Raw genomic sequence first — 17,256 nt, 5'->3', positions numbered from 1 at the left:
AGTCACTGAGTTAATTACATATTGTATCAATCAAATTAATACTGTATATACTTTAATCAGTGTTTAAATATACTAAAATTACTTCTACAATAGAATCGTTACAAAATTGCGAGTAATTTAAGAAGCCCGTAAATTTTGACGCCAATAATAGCTTAAAAGTAATGATTAAAAAATAAGGAAGCGCGTGTTAGTCATTTTAATGTTTGTTTTAGCCTATTTGCTCGGCTCGATTTCATCGGCCATTTTAGTGTCGCGGCTATTCAAACTCCCCGATCCACGCACGCATGGCTCCAATAATCCAGGTGCAACCAATGTTTACCGCTTAGGCGGGTCACTTCCTGCATGCTTAGTTTTAGTCTTCGATATTTTAAAGGGCACAATCCCTGTTTGGGGCGCTTATTTTTTAAAACTCGAGCCATTAGAGCTTGGTTTAATCGCCGTTGCTGCATGCCTAGGGCATATGTACCCGTTATTCTTTAGTTTTAAGGGCGGTAAGGCGGTTGCAACTGCATTTGGCTCGTTACTACCGATAGGGCTTTCTTTAGGAGGGTTATTGATTGGTACTTGGTTGCTGATTGTCGCGATTACTCGTTACTCATCACTTGCCGCGTTAGTGGCCGTTACGCTAGCCCCTTTATACACATGGTGGATAAAACCGTTATACACCTTACCGGTGACCTTTATTACGCTACTGATCATTATTAGGCATCGCACTAATATTGTGCGTTTATTTAAAGGGGAAGAACCAAAAGTAGGGACTAAACAAGCCCCTACAGATGATAAGAAGTAATAACTAACCTGAATTCTGGTTAACTATATTGCTTCTAAGCTATCGATTGGCCAGCGCGGTTTAGTTTTCATATCAAGCGTAGCAAACTGCCCCGCTTTTAAACGCTGCATACCGGCATACGCTATCATTGCACCATTGTCAGTACAAAACTCAGTACGAGGGTAAAACACTTCGCCCTTCATACCTTGCATCACACGCTCTAATTGCAAACGTAATTGCGTATTAGCACTTACGCCACCGGCTATTACTAAGCGCTTAATACCGGTTTGTTTTAATGCGCGCTTACACTTAATTACTAAAGTATCAATAACGGCCGTTTGAAATGCATGAGCAATATCTGCTTTTGTTTGCTCATCACTGTCGTTTTCACGAATAGCAATTGAAGCGGCGGTTTTTAGACCACTAAAGCTAAAATCTAAGCCAGGTTTGTCTGTCATTGGACGCGGAAAAACAAATCGCTTAGCAACACCTTGTTCAGCCATTTTAGCCAAACGAGGGCCACCTGGATAATCAAGCCCAAGTAACTTGGCTGTTTTATCAAATGCTTCACCAGCAGCATCATCTACCGACTCACCCAATACTTCGTATTGACCAATACCAGCAACTTTTACCATCATGGTATGACCGCCAGAAACCAGTAAGGCAATAAATGGGAACTCGGGGACGTTTTCCTCAAGCATTGGCGCTAATAGATGCCCTTCCATATGGTGCACTGCAACCGCTGGGATATCCCAGCCATATGCTAAAGAGCGACCAATTGAGGTACCTACTAACAAAGCCCCTACTAAACCTGGCCCTGCCGTATAAGCAATACCATCTAAATCTTCAGGCCCACAACCCGCTTGCGCAAATGCCTCATCAATAAGCGGCAATGTTTTACGTACGTGATCGCGCGAGGCAAGTTCAGGTACTACACCACCATAGTCTGCATGTACTTTTACTTGGCTATATAATTGATGGGCTAGCAGCCCTTTTTCGTCATCATAAATAGCAATACCAGTTTCATCGCATGACGATTCAATGCCTAAAATTCGCATTGTTAATTCTCCTGCCACCTAACAAGGTGTTTAAAACAAATAAATTACAGTGCTAAACCAATGTTTGTTTGGCCATCAGCAAGGACATGCTTTTTCAATGCTTTCACATTTTCAGCAGTGATACGCCCCATTGCTTCTACAAAATCAATTAGTTCACCTAATACCTCTATTTCGTATTGCATCAGTGGGTGTTCACGCACCGCTTTGTTATCGGCAACATCACCTTCAACCGTCATTTGGTACTCAATAAAGCGAGCTACGGTGGCCTGTGATATTTTACTCACATTAACAAACTCTTGCTCATCTTGTGCTAAAAGGCCATGCATTAAACTCAGTAATGAGGTGGCAGCATCGATTGCAGGATAGGTACCAAACATATCAAAATCGGCAAGTTCAGGAACATTAGGTTCTATTTTTTCAACTTGCTTTTCTAAATCAATTTTACTTTTAGGAAGGAGTATTTTTTCCCAACATACATTTAAAGCATTGCGTAAAATAACCTCATCGCCAAAGCCGGTAGCCTCACTAAATAGCCCATAATTAGGCAACATACGCTCTATTAACGCACTGGCCAATACCGCTTTTTGTAAATAATTTAACTCTCTAATACGCTGAAAATTATTCGCTTTTGTCATTCTTTAAGGTCCCACATGACCAACAAAAATCAAATGTTGATCCATTATGCTCATTACAGTTAGGGCACACCCAATCTGGAGCGGATTGTTTTACTTGCTGATAGTTTACCAATATTTCACGTGCATGGCGCTCTTTTATCGCATAAACCTGCACACTTACTTGTGTTTGTTCAAATGGGATCTCGCCCATTGCGCCTTGCAGTATTTCACCTTTTATTTGGCACTCAATTCCCGCATTAAGAATCAGTCCTTTTATTATATTGGCCTCTAAACTATTTTCTGCATTATAAAGCGTCACCCAATCAAATGATGTTACATTTGATTGGCTATTATTAGTATTTTGCAATATCCACCTCATTTACTTTATGTGTACAATAAGCCCGCGTAACCTAAAGCAAATAATATGATTTAAGGACACATTATGACGCTAACTACCCCAGGTTTACTTTTTCCAGCCATCTCATTGTTATTACTTGCCTATACAAACCGATTTTTAGTACTTGCGCAACTAATACGAGAATTGAATGCCCGTGAAGGTGAGTCTATTCGTCCTGTTGTAGTGGCGCAAATAACTAATCTTAGAAAGCGAATAAAACTAATAAGGACCATGCAAGTATACGGAGTGGCCTCTTTTTTATTATGTACGTTATCTATGTTCGCATTATTTATAGAATTTAATACCACGGGCATTATTTTATTTGGTGTCAGTTTAAGCTGCTTGAGCTTATCTTTGCTTACTTCATTATTTGAAATTCATATTTCTTGTGATGCCATAGAAATTGAATTACAAAACATTGAAAATAAGCCTTTAAGTAACCGAGTTAGTAAAAACTTTATTGAGCCTAATCCCAAAAGTAAAAACAGCAATTAACAAGCTGAGAGTTTAATAAAGCTGTTATAAAATTGCACAAATTAGGCTAATGATAAAACCCAACAGTTACTTAACATTACCCAAAGGTATAACAACATTTTGCAACTATTCTCTTTAAATACGATTAAAAGAAAGTTAATCTTAATAAGTAGTTAAAAACCTTATTTCAACTGATCTGTAGGGATATAAAGTCAGTATTAAATCTGTAATTCCCCTAGCTTACCTATAAAAAAGGACTATATAGTGAGATTTGAACAATTAGAACAGTTTGTAGCACTTGGCCTGCTTCGTCATTTTAGGCAAGCTGCTGAACAAACCCAAATTAGTACATCTGCATTAACCCGTAGCATTCAAACTCTTGAAACGGAGCTTGGCTACGAACTTGTCACCCGCTCTACTCGCTCGGTTAAGTTAACTCAAGCAGGCGAACTTTTCCTCGACTTTGCTAAAAATACGCTCAATGAGCTAGAACAAATAAAGCATCGCGCTTTTCAATCAATTAATGGCACAGAAGAAAAAAAATTAGTGATTGGCTACACCACAACAACCAGCAGCATAGTACCAATCACCTGCGGCGAATTTTTGAGTCAGTACCCGCATATTAAAATTGAAATGCAGCTGCAAAATAAAACTGAGCTTCATAGAAAACTGCTTCAAGGGGAAATTGACATTAGTGTATGCTCGCAAATAGTCAATAGCATTGGTAGCGATATACAATTACCTGATCAGCTTATTTTATTTTGTTCAAAACAACACCCTTTAGCAAATAAAAGCGATATTAGTAAAAAAGAGCTCGAAAGCTATCCAATGTTCAGTTGTTTTTCGCAGTCAAAACAAGTGCAATCAATGCTTAATGAAGTAATAGACTCGTTAAATAAAGTTTCAACTATTAAAGTAGGTAGTATTGAGCAGGTAATGGCTGGACTTGAAAAGTCAGATCATTTTGCTATTGCAGGTATTGAACACACCAGCTCTGTGGCAGAAAACCATAACTTAATCCAGCTTAAAACGAATAACGATATTAGCCATGAACAACTTGTGGTGCAAACAAGCCAGCAGATAGAGGCAGGTGAGCATGTTGACCACCTACTCTCGCTAATTAAGAAAGTTTCAAGAGCATAAAAAATGACTCCATGCGTTTTATAACAACTATAAATTAGTGGCATTAAAGTTTTTTTTCACTACACTAACGCTCCCTTATATTATGACTAGCGTTAATGAATAACTTTACAGCTGCTAAAATTTACCTAGAGCACATTGAAACGCATGGCTATGCCATTATTGAAAACGCCATTGATAGTGACTTAATATCAGAGTTGATGGCTGATTGCTATAGAATAAATCCTCACTTTAGCCTTGCCGGTATTGGACGATTAAACAATTTACAAATTGATGATTCCGTTCGTAAAGATAAAACCTACTGGTTTGATGGCAGCTCAAATGCACAGCTTAGCTATCAACAAATAATGGAAGCTGTTCGCACTACCCTTAATCGTAACTTTTTCATGGGCTTGTTTGATTATGAATGTCACTATGCAAAATACACGCAGGGTGATTTTTACAAAAAACATGTAGATGCGTTCAAAGGTCGTTCAAATCGAGTTTTTACTACCGTATTGTATTTAAACTCTCCTAAGAAAGGCGGGGAGCTGGTTATTTACAAGCCTAAAAGTAAAGACATAGAAGTGGTTATAAAACCCACTGCAGGCACTTTGGTATTATTTGAAAGCGAATGCTTTGTGCATGAAGTACTTCCGGCTTTTGATAACCGCTATTCGATTGCTGGTTGGTTCAGAAAAAATGCGTCAATTAGTGGTATTATCGACCCACCCCGTTAAGAAAAAACGGGGTAAGAAAATAATAAGCCTATAAATACAGTAAGTCCCACATAATGATTATTCAAAAACGCTTTAAAACAGGCATCTCGTTGACGTAAATGAATCAAACGCTGTTGATACAATAATAAAGCCGCAGCAACCGCTAACCCTAACCAAAAGCTTGCTCCAACTTGGCTAATAAAGCCGATCAATGTCATTAATACTAAGAATATAACGTTAAGCAACCCTATAATATGGCGATCGTAACTGGCGAATAAAATAGCGGTTGATTTAACCCCTATTTTTAAATCATCATCTCTATCAACCATGGCATACATAGTGTCATAAGCCACCGTCCAGCAAATATTAGCGACAAATAATAGCCAAGCTTGCACAGGCAATGAGTTTGTTGATGCCATAAATGCCATAGGAATTGCCCAACCAAAAGCAGCCCCTAATACAACCTGTGGAAGTTGTGTGTAACGTTTCATAAAGGGATAACAAAACGCGAGCCCAAGCGCCCCAAACGATAACAAGATAGTATTGGTATTTAGCATTATTACTAAAATAAAAGCGATACTAACCAGCAGCAAAAACAAACTAACTGCTTCCCCACTACTCACAGCCCCAGTTGCTAAAGGGCGCTGACAGGTTCGTTTTACTGAGCCATCTATTTTCCTGTCAGCAAAATCATTGATAACGCATCCTGCGCTACGCATAACTATTACCCCAAGGGTAAACACAATGAAGTTTGTTAGGCTTGGTATCCCTTCATTTGCTATCCACAGCGCCCAATAAGTTGGCCAAAGTAATAATAAGGTGCCTATGGGCTTATCTATTCGCATTAACTGAACGTAATACGGTACATGGTTTACCGATAAAGGGGCTAGTTTCATGAGTATAAATAGGCTCCTGGTAAAAAAACTTCACAAACTAAAAATTTGTAGTCATGCAAAGAGAACACGCTTCGTCGCCCTAATAATATGTGTATGGGTAAATTAAGTTCGCTCACCAATGATTGCAATGAGTGGTTATCATCAAAGCGAGCAATTTCAATATCAGCGCGCTTTAACGCAGGGTCTTGAAATATGACATCACCCAACGGACGTTCACCCATATTATGCAGCTGATTATTTGTATTGTTGTTTGATATTGGCAACCAGCTTTGAGCATATACAACCGGTTTGTCATCACACAACAATAAAACCTCACGGTTAAGTACGGTGTTCACCTCATTACTTAATAAAGCTTGCTGAGGTTGCGAGAGGTTAACTTTTTGCTCGCTTAGCACCTTTACAGCAAAACGCTGTGACTGGCTTTTTAATTTAGCCGTTAAAGAATGCGGTTCAAATAGCCACTCTTGCTCAGCGCTAGATAAGCCACAGACTTGAGAAGTACTCTGCCAATCAGCAGATAAAGAAAGAGGAAACGTAATCACAATAGCTCTACTTGATAAAAATCAGCAAGATCATAACATTGCTAAGAGATTTGAAAAAGCGCGATTTACTCACTACCAAGCACACCCTGTTATTATAAAAAGCTAATCAACATTTGACTCTCGCTATTGCCTATCCCAAACTTGAGTACAGAGTGCCTTTACATAACTCAACAAATAACAGCATCTTGCTGTATCTTATTTACTAATAAGTATAAACTATTTGTAACCAGTTTACGGAAACGCTTTTGAAATGAAAAAAACAGTATTTACAGGCCTTTTTATTCTTCTAGTCAGCTTAACTAGCTTATCAGCACGTGCTGAGTCTACTGTCGGTTATTTTGGGTTTGAGCCAGATATTATTACCAACTACATTGGCCCATCGAGTAAAAAAATGGGCTATGTACGTGTCACTGTTGATTTAATGCTTAATAAAACATCAGATATTGCAATCGTGGAACACCACACGCCGTTACTTCGTGATGCGTTAGTAGAGATTTTATCTAAAGAGCCTGAAAACAAAATAAAGTCTTTAACAGGACGCGAGCAAATACGCCTTAAAAGCGCAGAAAAACTAAAAAGCCTTCTTAAAGAAGAAACAGGGCATGAGATCATCCGTGATCTCTTATTTACTAAATATTTATATCATTAGGCACTTTTTGTTTTAAAAAACTGAGCGGTATAGGCAAAAGCCATACCGCTAACGAGCCCACCTAAGTGTGCCCAATTAGCCATTCCAACAAATAATACATCTGCAAAACCAAGTACTAACCATACCAGCATAAATCCAACAATTGCAGTTGTAACCAGTGCAGGCTGTTTAGGGTTAAGGGTGCTGTAAATCCAACAAAAGCCTAACAACCCATATACAACACCGCTAAGCCCACCAAAGTTAGGCCCGACCATTAAGTACTGTGCCCAATTACTTATTAAAGCGGTAACTAAAAAAAGTCCGATTAGACTCGACTTACCACATTGCTTTTCAATATTGTCACCCAGTGAAACCCACCAGATTAAGTTAAATACAATATGCATGGCGCTAAAATGCACAATAGCCGGGGTTAACCAAGTAAGTGGTGACGCAGGGTTAAACTGCAACGCCATGTAAATAGGTTCAAACGCACCAAATAAAAAGGCAATATAAACAACAATACTCAGTATGCTAACACTTTGATTAAGCCAACTTAAGGCTTTAAACCGCGCGACTAAATTAAGCGACTGGCCTTGATATTTTAATGGTGATTGCGTGCTGCCTACTTGCCATGACGCTTGTTGATAACGTTCATGGTTAGGGTTTTTAGCAAATTCATTCCACAAAGGTTGAACCGCATGAAAGTCCTCAGGTGCCACACTAATGACAAGCGTATGGCCATCCTCAGTACGAATTTGCCCGCTAAACCCTTGGCTTTTTAAGTAATCTATAAAGCCCTGTGCAGCGCGAGGATTAGTTAAGCTGCCTAGCTCTATCATCGTGATACTTTATCCTTGTAAGCGGCTTCCCATGCAGTAAAACCGCCATCCATACTGTAAACATCTTCAAAGCCTTGCTCTACTAAGTAGCTGGCAGCGCCTTGTGAGCTCATACCGTGATAACAGACAATAATAATCGGCTGGTCAAACTCTTTTTCCATCATAAATTGGGCAATGTTCGCATTAGATAATGCCTCTGAACCCGGAATATGACCCGCTTGATAAGAATTAGGATCGCGAATATCAGCAATCACTACATCTTCTTTATCGAGTAGTTCAAGGGTTTGTGCGATTGATATATGTTTAAATGCCATAGTACTCTCTTATAATTACAAAAAAGGCGACAAATGCCGCCTTTAATTCTCTTAACAAGGGGTAATTAATCCCAGTTAAGAATTACTTTACCCGATTGGCCTGAAATCATCATATCAAAGCCAGCTTGGAAGTCATCTATTGAATACTGATGAGTAATAATTGGTTTTAAATCAAGCCCTGATTGAATCAAACTGGCCATTTTGTACCAAGTTTCAAACATCTCACGACCGTAAATACCTTTGATCACTAAGCCTTTAAAAATAACTTGATTCCAATCGACCGCCATATCTGAAGGTGGAATTCCCAACATGGCAATTTTGCCGCCATGATTCATGTTATTTAGCATGGCATTAAATGCACTCGGAACACCTGACATCTCTAAGCCAATATCAAAGCCTTCGGTCATACCTAGATCTTTAGCTACATCTTCAAGCTTTTCATTTGCAACGTTTACAGCACGCGTTGCGCCCATTTTACGCGCTAAGTCTAGGCGGTATTCATTTACGTCGGTAATAACCACATGGCGTGCACCCACATGCTTAGCCACAGCTGCAGCCATAATACCAATTGGGCCAGCACCGGTGATCAAGACATCTTCACCGACTAAATCGAACGATAAAGCCGTGTGTACTGCATTGCCAAATGGGTCAAAAATAGAGGCAAGTTCATCGCTAATATTATCTGGGATTTTAAACGCATTAAATGCAGGAATCACTAAATACTCTGCAAATGCGCCTTCGCGGTTTACACCGACCCCTGTTGTATTACGACATAAGTGAACGCGCCCAGCACGACAGTTACGACAATGGCCACAGGTTATATGACCTTCACCTGATACACGGTCGCCAACTTCGAAACCGCGAACTTCTTGTCCCATGTCAATTACTTCACCCACGTATTCGTGGCCAACCACCATAGGCGTCGGAATGGTATTTTGTGCCCACTCATCCCACTTATAAATATGCACATCGGTGCCACAAATAGCCGTTTTACGAATCTTAATTAACAGATCGTTATGACCCACTTCAGGCTTTGGTGCATCTGTCATCCAAATACCTGGCTCTGCTTTTAACTTTGATAATGCTTTCATAATTCACACTCAATTAAAAAATCGCGACTTTAGCCGCGATTTAACAAGAAAATTAAATAACACCAATCTCTTTACCAATACGGGTAAATGCTGCAATGGCTGTATCAAGCTGTTCTTTGCTGTGCGCTGCAGAGATTTGGGTACGAATACGCGCCTGCCCTTTTGGTACAACAGGGAATGAAAAGCCGGTTACATAAATCCCTTCAGCCAATAACTTATCAGCCATAAGTGACGCTACTTTGGCGTCTCCTAGCATCACAGGAATAATCGCATGATCTTTACCTGCACAGGTAAAACCAGCCGCTTCCATTTGCTCACGGAAGTATTTAGCATTTGACCATAGCTTAGCGCGAAGCTCACCGCCATTTTCAAGCATTTCTAACACTTTAATTGACGCCGTTACAATTGAAGGCGCTAACGAATTTGAGAATAAGTAAGGACGAGAACGCTGACGTAACCATTCAACAATTTCTTTTTTACCTGAGGTATAACCACCCGAGGCTCCACCTAGTGCTTTACCTAAGGTACCAGTAATAATATCAACACGATCAAGCACGTTGCAGTACTCAGGTGTACCTTTACCGTTTTCGCCAACAAAACCAACTGCATGTGAGTCATCAACCATAACAAGTGCATCGTATTTATCAGCTAAGTCGCATACGGCTTCTAAGTTACAAATAACGCCATCCATTGAGAATACGCCATCGGTTGCAATTAATTTAGTTTTAGCACCGGCTTCATCGGCTGCAATTAATTGCTTTTCTAAATCAGCCATATCGTTATTTGCATAACGGAAACGTTTTGCTTTACATAAACGTACGCCATCAATAATAGAAGCATGGTTTAATGAATCAGAAATAATCGCATCGTCTGCACCTAATATGGTTTCAAACAACCCCGTATTGGCATCAAAACATGATGAGTACAAAATGGTGTCTTCAGTTTCTAAAAATTGACTGATTTTTTTCTCGAGCGTTTTATGAATATCTTGTGTACCACAAATGAAACGCACAGACGCCACACCAAACCCATGGTCATCTAAGCCTTGTTGCGCCGCTTTAATAAGCTCTGGGCTGTTAGCTAAACCTAAGTAGTTGTTAGCACAAAAATTAATAACTTTTTCGCCTGATGCCACTTCAATTTGAGCTTGCTGCTGCGAAGTGATAACACGTTCATTCTTGTACAAACCTTCCGCTTTAACGTCTTCGATTTGCTGTTGTAATTGGCTAAAAAAAGCAGATGCTCTCATCTGTGATCTCCATTTGGTTGAACGGGTTAAACAGCAGACGTGTTGCTGCTATTTATAATGCGGGTATTGTAAAAGTTTAAGCGCCAAATTGCACTGTTTGTCATTCGTCGCAAATTGCCTAACTGGCAGGAAAAGCTGCCAGTTTACAGGCTTGAGATGTGTACTACGTTAGATCAACAAATAAAGCCGGAAGGTCGTTGATTGAGTCACAAACATAGTCAGCAAAATTTACAGCTTTGTCATCAAATTTTTGCCCTGAACGTACCAGTACTTTGGTACGTACATTAGCGCTAATGGCAGCGTGCATGTCACCTAATTTGTCACCCACCATCACACTAAGTGCAGGGTTGATATGATGATCTTCTATTCCTTGAAGTAACATGCCAGGCGCTGGTTTTCTGCAATCGCACTCTTTTAAATAATCTGGTAATGCGTTTTTAGGATGATGAGGACAAAAATAAACGTCCGTAATTTCAATTTGATGAGCGCTAAACTGCGCTTTCATCCACTCGCTAAGCGCTAAAAATTCGCTCTCAGAATAATAACCACGGCCAATGCCTGACTGATTAGTCACTATAATTATTTTATAGCCCGCATCATAAAACGCTTTGCATGTTGAAAACACACCGTCTATAAATTCAAACTCTTCGCTTTTAAACACATAACCATGGTCAACATTTACTACGCCATCACGATCTAAAAAAAGCGCCTTGTTAGTGTTTTCTTGATTCATAACAGCGACTCTTTTTTAACAACATGATCAAACATTTTTTTTACTGCATCGGTGGTTATTTGACTCATTAAATCATCGCCTTTAACACGAGTACCCCAAGGCAATTGCTCGGCGATTTTACCTGTTTGCTTTACTAAGTTTTGATGGTAAACCTCAACCACGTATTCTTGGTATAAATAAGGCCCCGTTCGCGCTGGGTTTGAATGCGCATATAAGCCAATAACCGGTGTGCCCACAGTCACCGCCATATGAGCTGGGCCAGTGTCAGGTGCCAGTACTAAGTCTGCACGCTTAAGTACGCACAATAATTCTTTGAGTTTTGTTTTACCCACCAAGTTCAGAATGGGTGAATCAGAGTGTTTAATGATGTTATTTGCTAAATTAATTTCCAGTTCAGTCGGTCCACCAGTTAATACTATTTTAAACCCTTGTGTATGTGCATAATCCGCAAGCGCAGCATAGCGTTCGGCTAACCAGTTACGCTGTGCTTTACTTGCTGCTGGCGAAATAACAAATAGCTTATTTGATAAATAATCGTCACCTAACAGCTCATCAGCTTTAGCTTGATCTTTGTTGGTAAAGGGCATATTCCATACAGGGACATAATCATCAACACCAATCGCTTGGGCAAAGCCTTTAAATCCCTCTAAAACATGCGCCTGAGATTGGGCTTTAATGCGTTTATTAATAAATAAACTATGTAGCTCTTTTGAACGAGCCCAGTCAAAACCAATTTTAACTTTGGCAGGAATACAGCGAGCAACAAAACCTGCTCTTAAAGCCACTTGCATATTAAGCAGTACGTCAAAACACTGCCCTTTAAAGGTTTGCTTTAACTGTTTCAGTGCCGCTTTACCTTGTTTTTTATCAAATACAACAAGCTCAACGCCTGGTAAGTCAGCTAACAGCTTCGCCTCGACCTTCCCTATCACCCATGTAATTTTGGCATTTGGGTGTGCTTTTTGAATAGCTTGTACCGCACTTACTGCATGGCATACATCACCAATAGCAGAAAGACGTAAAATACAAATTGAAGTGTAAGTAGGCGCTGAAGTCACACGTTTCCTTGGAGGTAAAATAATAAAACCTGATCTTAAATTATAATCGCGTCATTGCAAGTACTTATCCTTAGCCTGAAAACACGTTAATATATGCACATATTAAAGCGAATCCTATGAGCTATGTTTAATCAACACATCAAAAATAACCATGTCATTTTAAGCCATCCTCAATATAGCACGCAGATATCGCTAGATTGGTTTAGCCCCGACTTTTGGCAGCAACAGCAAAAAATTGTTGGCGCTAAAAAGGGACGTGCAACCGCATGGTTTTTTAAACACGCAGATTTAACGGCTGTGTTGCGCCATTATTGGCGTGGCGGCCTGATAGGAAAGCTACTCAGTGATCAGTATTTGTACTGGGGGCTTGAACATACCCGTGTTTATAAAGAGTTTAGCTTGATGACACAATTAATAGAGCTAGGTTTAAATGTACCAAAACCTATTGCCGCTAAAGTGAGCCGCCATGGTTTTATTTACCGAGGTGATATTATTACTGAAGCAGTTAGCGGCGCTAAAAGCGTATTAGATATACTGATTGAACGCGCATTGAATGATATTGAAATAAAAAAAATAGCCAGCACAATTGCGTTATTTCATAATAAAGGGGTGTATCACGCTGATTTAAATATTAATAATATTTTATTTGATGACAGTGGCAACGTTTTTATTATCGATTTTGACCGCGGCGAAATAAAAACACCCGATAAAAAATGGCAACAAAGCAACATGTCTCGCCTACAGCGCTCATTTTTAAAAGAGCAAAGCCGCAATAGCAGCTTTCATTGGCAAGAAAACGATTGGCAAAGTTTAAATAAACACTACCATAATGGGTTAACCTAATAAAAACTAGTTTGCTAACGCTAAGTATTGCTCTGTTACTCTATCGGCACACACCTTTTCTAAAATAGCTGCGTTGGTTACATTTGGGTTATCTGCGAGCACTTGCTTAACTGCGAGCGCTAGGAGCTCACCTTGGCCAATAGGTACTAGATATTTACTTAGTTCACCCGTAAGTATTTCACTTGGACCATGAGGGCACTCAGTACTGACAGCAGGCGTACCTACTGCTAAAGCCTCGACTAGCACATTACCAAACCCTTCAAAGTCTGAACTTAACAATAAAGCTTTTGCCTGCTTTATCCAGTTATATGGGTTTTGTACAAATCCCGGAACAATAAGCTGATTTTCAATACCATATTCTTTGGCTAACTTTAATGCCTTTTCTTTTTTGTTACATAACAGCACTAATTTGTATTTTTTATCTAACTTGGCAAATGCAGAAAATAAAATATCATGGCGTTTTTGTTTAGCTAAACGTCCCACATGAATAAGATAGGGAGAATCGGGTATATTTGTATTCACCTCATTAGCTTTATCATTGATTGTTTTAAAATTGAATGGATTATAAATAGTGGTAATAGCACTTGGGGTTATTAAGCTGCCTTGTTGTATTTCTTCTTCAACCCCTTTGGACACGCAGATCAGTGATTTACCATTAAGATTTTGTTTACTCTTTTTAAGATATAAGTATGAAAGCGGGCCTAGTTTTTTTTGCCTAGCGAGCTCTGCATTAACTGAGTTATGAACAACAAAATGGATATTTTTTATTTTACTCTGCGCTAATAAGTTATTACTACGATCTAAATTAGAAAGTACTATATCAATAGACCCAAGTTGCCGTAACTTTTGCTCAAACCATGTCTCTAACACTCTGATATTCTTTTTTATCTGCCAAAATCGATCTACTTTTGTTGCTCGACCTGAAAATAAACTTTCAACGTTCAAAGTGGTTGGAATGTCATATTCAATATTTTGCGCCAATGACAAGATAGTCACATTGTGGTCTTTTAATACCATCTCTTGCGCTAATGTAAGCATTACCTTTTCAGCGCCACCACCAACAAGAGAGTCAATTACAATGACAATATTCATAGCTTATTCCCCTGCAACAGTACTTTTACACCATTCGTTATAACATCAAAGCTATGTACATTTTCTAACAACATATATTGGCTGAGTGTATTGTTATAATTTGGCTCAGTAAGTAGCCCTTGCACTTTTTGAGTGATGTCTAAAATATCAAGCTCAGCTTGTTTAACAACGCCAGTGGCTGCACAACGTGCGACTCGATCACTCTGATCTTTTGAAATAGCACAAGCAATGGTTGGGGTTTGCAAAGCAATAGCTTGTAGTAAAGTATCACCCGCGCTCAGTAATGCAATTTTAGCCTGACTGAGTAAGGCTAAAAATTCAGTTCCCTCTTGGCTTGGCAAACAAATTAACTCATCGGTTTTAGGTAACAACTTAGTGTAGTTAGGGCCAAATACCACCACACCTTTCAAGCCTGTTTGTTTAGCAATAACAAGCCCTGCTTGAAAATATATATCTGCGCAATTCACGCCATTAACTGTATGACCACCAGAGCCCGCGTTAACAATAAAGAATTCTTTTTCTTTCAAGTGATAACGGTTTAGTGCATCGCATTTTTGTTGCGCTGATGCAAATACTGTAAATGGCCCAACATTAGCAGGATAGGCCAAAGGCAACATGCTCAATTTTAGCTTTTCATACCACGAAAGAGGTTCAATACAGTAATCCGGTTGTACAACCCAATGAGTATCAATAAGACCAGTCCTATTAAGCTTTAAACCTTTTGCCCGCTTTTTTGCATGCTGCGAAATAAAAACAACTTTAGCACCCACTTTTTTTGCCGCTTTCATTTGCTCAGCGCGTCCTGCGCAATCAAAAAGCACCGCATCTGGTTTGTATTGATCAATAAACTGACATACGTGCGTATTTTCTTTTGTTGCCGATTGGTTTAAGAGTAAGCTAGAAAACGGGCAGCTTTTAGCATAAGCCGTATGCTTATTTAAGATAAAATGAATATCTAACTGCTTGCCATACTCAGCCTTTAAAGTTTGAGCCAGCTGTAATGAGCGCATATATTCACCAATACCTTCTGGTGATGACACAGGAATAAATAAAAGTCGTTTTTTGCTCATTACAATCTCACTGGCTTATTTGACCTGCAGTATACCAATGGCAACTTTTTAGCGATAGATGGTAAGCATTTTTCTATATGATTTAACATACCAATTTAGATTTAATTACTGCAATAAGATGCTTAGATTGCTAAACTTACCGGCAATTTCAATCACAAGGATCTGAGCTTTGCGAAACAAAATTTTTATACTTTCTTCGCTTTTTTGTGCAATGAGTACCCCTGTTTATGCTGAACCCTGGGTTAAACCTGATGATTTTGGGTTAAGAGCTGATATCCAGCAACTTGCCGATGCAGGTGTTATTTTAGCCCCGGTAACGACTTACCCGTTAATGTGGAAAAGCTTTATTGCTGATATCGATAATGCCGGACTAGAGCAATTATCACCTCGCTTACAAGATGCGTTATTGCGTGTAAAACATCGTTATAAGTCAGAAAACAGTGGTTCACATAGTGTTCAACTTTCTGCATTTGCCAGCTCAGACCCATTAGCGACCACCAGCTTTGGTGCAACGAATACCCAAGAGTCAGAATTAACAGCAGCCTATGCTTACCTAGGACATAACTTTGCAGCTAAAATTGCGCTTAATCACCGCAGTGATGGCAAAAACTGCTTAGTCAACGGTAAAACAACAGACGATATAGTTAACAATGAGCAAGCACTGACTGACTGCAATGATACCTCACTTGATGATAGCTATTTAGCGTATCGTTTGGGTAATTGGATATTTAGAGCCGGTGCGGTTGAACAGTTTTGGGGACCAGGCGTTGATAACAGTCTAATTATGTCTGGTAACGCCAAACCACTTCCTGCAATAAGTATCAGCAGAGAACAAAGCAGTGCATTTGAAACACCTTGGCTGAGTTGGATTGGTCAGTGGAGCTTTACTGCACAAATGGCTAAACTTGAATCAAACCGCGTTATTCCTGATGCGTTATTATGGAGCACTCGTGTTAACTTTCGCCCCGTTCAACAATTAGAAATAGCATTAAGCTGGTCAGCACAATGGGCAGGGAAAGGACAACCAAGCTCGGCTAGTGACTTTATTGATATGATTACCGGTGATACAAAATGTGTTGATGGCACTACTAATTGTGATAGCCAGTTAGAATCAAAAATAGGTAATCAATTAGCAGGTATTGATATTCGTTGGTCAGACACATTATTTAACCAACCTTATGCCGTTTATGCCAGCACGATTGGTGAAGATGCGAGCTCACAGTTTAAACCAGCTGATAGAGCGTACTTATTTGGCTTACAAACAACACATCGCGTTTACGAGCAGAATTTACTAGTCAACTTAGAATATATTGATACAGGTGTCTCTTGCTCTGCGGGGTCAACGACCGAAAACTGCTATTATGAGCACACAGATTATCAATCAGGCTATCGCTATCATGGCCGTCCTATCGGCTCTACTTATGATAATGATACGCAGTCACTAGTACTTACTGTACTTGGGCAACTCTCAAGCGGAACTGATTGGCAAGTAAAACTGCGTGATATTGACTATAACAGCGACAACCGCGACCGTTACCCTAATAATCCAGATTTAGGTAACTCAATCACAAAAACCGCATTTAGTTCTAAGCAGCTTGAAGTACGTTATAGAATGCTTGCCATGGGGGGGCGCTTAACCCTTGGCGGACTTGCCTCTAATAACGATGGAGCAGAAAACGATACGTCTGCATTTGCTAAGTTCGAATACAACTTTTAGTTTCATTAATAACATTAAAAAGAGGATAAACTGC

20 protein-coding genes are annotated in these 17,256 nt (G+C 39.5%); 7 read left to right on the top strand and 13 right to left on the bottom strand.

Annotated elements, in window-relative coordinates; genetic code table 11:
* Positions 1–184 precede the first annotated feature (184 nt).
* Positions 185–790, top strand: coding sequence for a glycerol-3-phosphate 1-O-acyltransferase PlsY (plsY, locus tag PSM_RS03885; protein WP_008466051.1), 606 nt, complete (start codon positions 185–187; stop codon positions 788–790).
* A 23-nt stretch (positions 791–813) separates the two neighbouring features.
* Here the strand turns inward: plsY and tsaD are convergent, their stop codons facing one another.
* From tsaD to PSM_RS03870, 3 genes are read right to left on the bottom strand one after another with little or no spacing between them, the layout of a single operon-like run.
* Positions 814–1,827 carry a tRNA (adenosine(37)-N6)-threonylcarbamoyltransferase complex transferase subunit TsaD gene (tsaD, locus tag PSM_RS03880; protein WP_013464291.1) on the bottom strand — a complete coding sequence of 338 codons (1,014 nt, stop codon included), beginning with the start codon at positions 1,825–1,827 and terminating at the stop codon, positions 814–816.
* Between the two features lie 44 nt (positions 1,828–1,871).
* The gene (locus PSM_RS03875; RefSeq protein WP_008115608.1) at positions 1,872–2,462 is read right to left on the bottom strand and encodes a YjaG family protein; all 591 of its coding nucleotides are present in this window, start codon (positions 2,460–2,462) and stop codon (positions 1,872–1,874) included.
* The gene (locus tag PSM_RS03870) at positions 2,446–2,808 is read right to left on the bottom strand and encodes a putative signal transducing protein (RefSeq protein WP_008466062.1); all 363 of its coding nucleotides are present in this window, start codon (positions 2,806–2,808) and stop codon (positions 2,446–2,448) included. The genes PSM_RS03875 and PSM_RS03870 overlap by 17 nt, the downstream gene beginning before the upstream one ends.
* A 75-nt stretch (positions 2,809–2,883) precedes the next feature.
* Between PSM_RS03870 and PSM_RS03865 the strand changes: the two genes are divergently transcribed.
* The 3 genes from PSM_RS03865 to PSM_RS03855 all read left to right on the top strand — a co-directional run bounded on the left by PSM_RS03865 (position 2,884) and on the right by PSM_RS03855 (position 5,171).
* Positions 2,884–3,333 (top strand): DUF2721 domain-containing protein, encoded by a 450-nt coding sequence (locus tag PSM_RS03865; protein WP_008466063.1) that lies wholly within the window; start codon positions 2,884–2,886, stop codon positions 3,331–3,333.
* A 243-nt stretch (positions 3,334–3,576) separates the two neighbouring features.
* Positions 3,577–4,455, top strand: a complete 879-nt coding sequence (locus PSM_RS03860) for a LysR family transcriptional regulator (RefSeq protein WP_008468191.1) — start codon at positions 3,577–3,579, stop codon at positions 4,453–4,455.
* Between the two features lie 95 nt (positions 4,456–4,550).
* Positions 4,551–5,171, top strand: a complete 621-nt coding sequence (locus tag PSM_RS03855; protein ID WP_013464290.1) for a 2OG-Fe(II) oxygenase — start codon at positions 4,551–4,553, stop codon at positions 5,169–5,171.
* On the opposite strand, the gene ubiA is transcribed toward PSM_RS03855, so the two are convergent.
* Both ubiA and PSM_RS03845 read right to left on the bottom strand, forming a co-directional pair.
* Positions 5,168–6,046 (bottom strand): 4-hydroxybenzoate octaprenyltransferase, encoded by an 879-nt coding sequence (ubiA, locus tag PSM_RS03850; protein ID WP_013464289.1) that lies wholly within the window; start codon positions 6,044–6,046, stop codon positions 5,168–5,170. The two genes, PSM_RS03855 and ubiA, sit on opposite strands and share 4 nt — an antisense overlap.
* Positions 6,043–6,588 (bottom strand): chorismate--pyruvate lyase family protein, encoded by a 546-nt coding sequence (locus tag PSM_RS03845; protein ID WP_013464288.1) that lies wholly within the window; start codon positions 6,586–6,588, stop codon positions 6,043–6,045. The genes ubiA and PSM_RS03845 overlap by 4 nt, the downstream gene beginning before the upstream one ends.
* Before the next feature lie 250 nt (positions 6,589–6,838).
* On the opposite strand from PSM_RS03845, the gene PSM_RS03840 reads away from it, so the two are divergent.
* The gene (locus PSM_RS03840; protein ID WP_008468199.1) at positions 6,839–7,237 is read left to right on the top strand and encodes a flagellar basal body-associated protein FliL; all 399 of its coding nucleotides are present in this window, start codon (positions 6,839–6,841) and stop codon (positions 7,235–7,237) included.
* On the opposite strand, the gene glpG is transcribed toward PSM_RS03840, so the two are convergent.
* The 6 genes from glpG to PSM_RS03810 form a co-directional block, all read right to left on the bottom strand.
* Positions 7,234–8,055, bottom strand: a complete 822-nt coding sequence (gene glpG, locus PSM_RS03835) for a rhomboid family intramembrane serine protease GlpG (RefSeq protein WP_013464287.1) — start codon at positions 8,053–8,055, stop codon at positions 7,234–7,236. The two genes, PSM_RS03840 and glpG, sit on opposite strands and share 4 nt — an antisense overlap.
* Positions 8,052–8,369 (bottom strand): thiosulfate sulfurtransferase GlpE, encoded by a 318-nt coding sequence (glpE, locus tag PSM_RS03830; RefSeq protein WP_008468201.1) that lies wholly within the window; start codon positions 8,367–8,369, stop codon positions 8,052–8,054. Before glpE ends, glpG begins: the two co-directional genes overlap by 4 nt.
* 65 nt (positions 8,370–8,434) lie before the next feature.
* The gene (gene tdh, locus PSM_RS03825; RefSeq protein ID WP_013464286.1) at positions 8,435–9,460 is read right to left on the bottom strand and encodes an L-threonine 3-dehydrogenase; all 1,026 of its coding nucleotides are present in this window, start codon (positions 9,458–9,460) and stop codon (positions 8,435–8,437) included.
* A 52-nt stretch (positions 9,461–9,512) separates the two neighbouring features.
* Positions 9,513–10,709 (bottom strand): glycine C-acetyltransferase, encoded by a 1,197-nt coding sequence (locus PSM_RS03820; protein WP_008468203.1) that lies wholly within the window; start codon positions 10,707–10,709, stop codon positions 9,513–9,515.
* Positions 10,710–10,872: 163 nt separating this feature from the next.
* A complete protein-coding gene (gene gmhB / locus PSM_RS03815) occupies positions 10,873–11,442 on the bottom strand; it encodes a D-glycero-beta-D-manno-heptose 1,7-bisphosphate 7-phosphatase (protein WP_013464285.1) in 570 nt (189 codons plus the stop codon).
* Positions 11,439–12,500: a glycosyltransferase family 9 protein gene (locus PSM_RS03810; RefSeq protein ID WP_013464284.1), complete on the bottom strand. Its 1,062-nt coding sequence runs from the start codon at positions 12,498–12,500 to the stop codon at positions 11,439–11,441. The genes gmhB and PSM_RS03810 overlap by 4 nt, the downstream gene beginning before the upstream one ends.
* Positions 12,501–12,623: 123 nt before the next feature.
* Here PSM_RS03810 and PSM_RS03805 point away from each other — a divergent pair, with 123 nt between their 5' ends.
* Entirely contained in the window at positions 12,624–13,343 is a 720-nt protein-coding gene (locus PSM_RS03805) for a 3-deoxy-D-manno-octulosonic acid kinase (protein WP_013464283.1), read from the top strand.
* Between the two features lie 6 nt (positions 13,344–13,349).
* Here the strand turns inward: PSM_RS03805 and PSM_RS03800 are convergent, their stop codons facing one another.
* Positions 13,350–14,435, bottom strand: a complete 1,086-nt coding sequence (locus PSM_RS03800; RefSeq protein WP_013464282.1) for a glycosyltransferase — start codon at positions 14,433–14,435, stop codon at positions 13,350–13,352.
* Positions 14,432–15,505 carry a hypothetical protein gene (locus tag PSM_RS03795; RefSeq protein WP_013464281.1) on the bottom strand — a complete coding sequence of 358 codons (1,074 nt, stop codon included), beginning with the start codon at positions 15,503–15,505 and terminating at the stop codon, positions 14,432–14,434. The genes PSM_RS03800 and PSM_RS03795 overlap by 4 nt, the downstream gene beginning before the upstream one ends.
* A gap of 169 nt (positions 15,506–15,674) precedes the next feature.
* On the opposite strand from PSM_RS03795, the gene PSM_RS03790 reads away from it, so the two are divergent.
* Complete coding sequence (locus PSM_RS03790) at positions 15,675–17,222, top strand: capsule assembly Wzi family protein (protein WP_013464280.1); 1,548 nt, start codon at positions 15,675–15,677, stop codon at positions 17,220–17,222.
* Positions 17,223–17,256 lie beyond the last annotated feature (34 nt).

It is taken from the genome of Pseudoalteromonas sp. SM9913, from assembly GCF_000184065.1.
GTDB classification, from domain to species: Bacteria; Pseudomonadota; Gammaproteobacteria; order Enterobacterales; family Alteromonadaceae; genus Pseudoalteromonas; species Pseudoalteromonas tetraodonis.
The sequence above is the reverse complement of the archived record's forward strand: the minus strand, read 5'-3'. Positions and strand labels throughout refer to the sequence as shown.

What these genes read in the sequence shown, in the direction of transcription:
- tsaD (WP_013464291.1), bottom strand. Translation starts at nt 1,827, where the DNA reads ATGCGAATTTTAGGCATTGAATCGTCATGCGATGAAACTGGTATTGCT.
- PSM_RS03875 (WP_008115608.1), bottom strand. Translation starts at nt 2,462, where the DNA reads ATGACAAAAGCGAATAATTTTCAGCGTATTAGAGAGTTAAATTATTTA.
- PSM_RS03865 (WP_008466063.1), top strand. Translation starts at nt 2,884, where the DNA reads ATGACGCTAACTACCCCAGGTTTACTTTTTCCAGCCATCTCATTGTTA.
- PSM_RS03855 (WP_013464290.1), top strand. Translation starts at nt 4,551, where the DNA reads ATGAATAACTTTACAGCTGCTAAAATTTACCTAGAGCACATTGAAACG.
- ubiA (WP_013464289.1), bottom strand. Translation starts at nt 6,046, where the DNA reads ATGAAACTAGCCCCTTTATCGGTAAACCATGTACCGTATTACGTTCAG.
- PSM_RS03840 (WP_008468199.1), top strand. Translation starts at nt 6,839, where the DNA reads ATGAAAAAAACAGTATTTACAGGCCTTTTTATTCTTCTAGTCAGCTTA.
- glpG (WP_013464287.1), bottom strand. Translation starts at nt 8,055, where the DNA reads ATGATAGAGCTAGGCAGCTTAACTAATCCTCGCGCTGCACAGGGCTTT.
- glpE (WP_008468201.1), bottom strand. Translation starts at nt 8,369, where the DNA reads ATGGCATTTAAACATATATCAATCGCACAAACCCTTGAACTACTCGAT.
- tdh (WP_013464286.1), bottom strand. Translation starts at nt 9,460, where the DNA reads ATGAAAGCATTATCAAAGTTAAAAGCAGAGCCAGGTATTTGGATGACA.
- PSM_RS03820 (WP_008468203.1), bottom strand. Translation starts at nt 10,709, where the DNA reads ATGAGAGCATCTGCTTTTTTTAGCCAATTACAACAGCAAATCGAAGAC.
- gmhB (WP_013464285.1), bottom strand. Translation starts at nt 11,442, where the DNA reads ATGAATCAAGAAAACACTAACAAGGCGCTTTTTTTAGATCGTGATGGC.
- PSM_RS03805 (WP_013464283.1), top strand. Translation starts at nt 12,624, where the DNA reads ATGTTTAATCAACACATCAAAAATAACCATGTCATTTTAAGCCATCCT.
- PSM_RS03800 (WP_013464282.1), bottom strand. Translation starts at nt 14,435, where the DNA reads ATGAATATTGTCATTGTAATTGACTCTCTTGTTGGTGGTGGCGCTGAA.
- PSM_RS03795 (WP_013464281.1), bottom strand. Translation starts at nt 15,505, where the DNA reads ATGAGCAAAAAACGACTTTTATTTATTCCTGTGTCATCACCAGAAGGT.